General features: G+C 57.7%; 2 protein-coding genes and 1 pseudogene. All 3 read right to left on the bottom strand.

The window, feature by feature from the left end; all coding sequences use genetic code 11:
• Window positions 1-334: 334 nt before the first annotated feature.
• The 3 genes and pseudogenes from P3T25_RS48410 to P3T25_RS48400 all read right to left on the bottom strand — a co-directional run bounded on the left by P3T25_RS48410 (window position 335) and on the right by P3T25_RS48400 (window position 2,103).
• Window positions 335-892 (bottom strand): hypothetical protein, encoded by a 558-nt coding sequence (locus tag P3T25_RS48410; RefSeq protein ID WP_429364855.1) that lies wholly within the window; start codon window positions 890-892, stop codon window positions 335-337.
• Window positions 893-1,232: 340 nt separating this feature from the next.
• A pseudogene (locus P3T25_RS48405) lies at window positions 1,233-1,433 on the bottom strand (transposase); the annotation flags it as partial.
• Between the two features lie 61 nt (window positions 1,434-1,494).
• Window positions 1,495-2,103: an SDR family NAD(P)-dependent oxidoreductase gene (locus P3T25_RS48400; RefSeq protein ID WP_429364853.1), complete on the bottom strand. Its 609-nt coding sequence runs from the start codon at window positions 2,101-2,103 to the stop codon at window positions 1,495-1,497.
• Window positions 2,104-2,258 lie beyond the last annotated feature (155 nt).

Below are 2,258 nucleotides of genomic sequence, written 5' to 3'. Positions count from 1 at the left end.
GAACCACGGGTCATACTCGCTGCCTCGCTTGAGCAAGGGGACGTCGCCGTCGAAGACGAGAAAGCGCGCGGCCGGGTCGCTACTTAGATGCTCGAAGAAGGCGTGGTCGTCCCGCTTGTCGGAGCGGCGGTCGAGCGGGTTGAAGTTAAAGCCGATGGACGCGGAAAAGGCGGTCATCAAGGTCGTTGGCATATGGGCGAGGGATTCGCAAGTATGGCACGGAGTTCAGTCCGGTCGCTCGCCGGGGTTCGGTCGGCGTCGACACCAAGGACGCCAGCCGGCCAGTAAGGGACGTTCGACATTGCCACCTAGATCGCTAACAACCGCCAATCGTTCAGCCACGTCGAACCCAATATCCCACAGCAAGTAACACTATCAGCGGCGCAACGAAGGAAGCCGTCAGCGTGATTTTGCGAATGAGTACGGGACCATACCCTTCTCGTCGACGATCTATCGCCATAGGCTTCTTGCCAATCGCGCTTAACCTTTCGGCGATCAGCGCCAGATTCGACAGAAAGCGCTGGCCGCCGGTCGCGTCAGCATCTGCGACGCCGGAGCTGACGCGCACCGATACTACGTTTTCTGACCACTCGACGCTACAGCGGAAACTCGACAGCAATAGACTCAGCGCAACGCGAAGGCTGTCATCGGCACTTATGAACTCGCTTGCTGATGTCGCACCCGGTCCATAGGCGAACACTCCTTGAGCGATCTCAAAACGCGGTGGGGAACGGAACACCAGCGCCAGCAATGATTGACGACGCGCCGTGAAACCAATATCCACGGCACGATCTACTCTGCAAGCCATCGAAATTGTGGATAGACCCCGGAACCGAACAATCTCGGCTCCGTAGTTTTTGGCAAGAACATCAAACGGCGGAATCGGAGTCATTTTATTCGTTAGATGAACGCTGACGGCACGACTATACGCCGGACGGCCGACCGGCAAAAAATTAAGCTCGATTCGGCAGGAGCGTCTGTATCAGCGAGCTAAGCAGTGTCGCTACGCCTGTTTTCTGCAAGCGCAACTGGCTCCTGTGGGTCGCGTGCTGCCGATCGCCGCCGTGCAAGGCCGAAGCAGGTATGCCAATCGCATGAGGCGCCACCCGGCCGAGCCTGTGTGGAAACTCAGTTTTGGCTCTGAGGGCGAGGTTGCCGGTCGGTCGATAAAGTTAGATGCGTCTCGCTTGCGCTAATCAAACATCCGCGGGCGCAAGAAGCCCCTTGGGGCTTCAGCTTGCAGTCATCCTCATCGCCTTCATCATCCCGGCAACCCCAAGTATATTAATGACGCGCTTCAGGTTGTAGGCCAATACCTGAAGACTCATTTCCGTGCTCACGCGTCCCAGCGTCCGGGTCAGGAAGTGGGTGGCCCCCATCCAATGCTTCAGCGTGCCGAAGACGTGTTCGACAGTGCTTCTTCGGATGGTCATTGACTTCATCCACCACATCATCCAGGGTAAGCGGCCAGCGAACCCGTCTTGACGGACTCAGCTAGGCGCGAGCACGTTCGGTATCTAAACCACCCATCCAGATGGAAACCACGCCGACATTGTATGGCCGTAACTCTTTCGCCATATCGGCTGCCATTTTGTCCGCACCTGCCTTTTGGGTACCGTAGGCCGGGTTCTGATAGTAGCTGACGGCACCGTAGTGTCCGGTGTTGACAATCAGTCCACGGCCATTGGCAATCAGAAGCGGCGCAGCATAGTAGCTAGCCACGTAGTGCGAGCGCAGTCCGACGGTAATCAGATCGGCCGTATCCAACGGTTTTTCCCAGAAGCCGCCCTGAGCGGGCGCACCAAGCTTTGCGGCATGGTTAACGAGGATATCGAGACGCCCGTGTTGACGACGGACGTCGGCGAAAAAATCTGCCACTGCCAGATCGTCTGCGTGATCGAGCACAACTCCAATTCCTATCCCGCCTGTGCGAGACACGAGTTCGGCTGTTTCATTTACTGAACCGCCGAAGGGCGTTTCGCCCCCAGTGGCACTGCGTCCGGTGACATAGACCGTGGCCCCGGCTTCTCCAAGCGCTATCGCGATGCCCTTTCCGGCGCCTCTGCTCGCACCCGTCACCACTGCGATCATGTTTGCTGTCATCGATCCTCCTCCGCACTGCGCGACGCCTTATTGCGTCGGACTGTCATCAGCTCCAGCAGTCTAGTACCGCTGCACAGAGGTTATGACAGTTTGGCTGGGTTGTAGGACAGGCAAGCAATTATGGTCAACGAGCAGTTTGATGCTGCGAGCGATGC

The organism is Paraburkholderia sp. GAS32, assembly GCF_050434225.1.
GTDB lineage: Bacteria > Pseudomonadota > Gammaproteobacteria > Burkholderiales > Burkholderiaceae > Paraburkholderia > Paraburkholderia madseniana.
Note: the sequence above shows the minus strand (reverse complement) of the source record. Positions and strands in the feature narration are given on the sequence as shown.

What these genes read in the sequence shown, in the direction of transcription:
- P3T25_RS48410 (WP_429364855.1), bottom strand. Translation starts at nt 892, where the DNA reads ATGACTCCGATTCCGCCGTTTGATGTTCTTGCCAAAAACTACGGAGCC.
- P3T25_RS48400 (WP_429364853.1), bottom strand. Translation starts at nt 2,103, where the DNA reads ATGACAGCAAACATGATCGCAGTGGTGACGGGTGCGAGCAGAGGCGCC.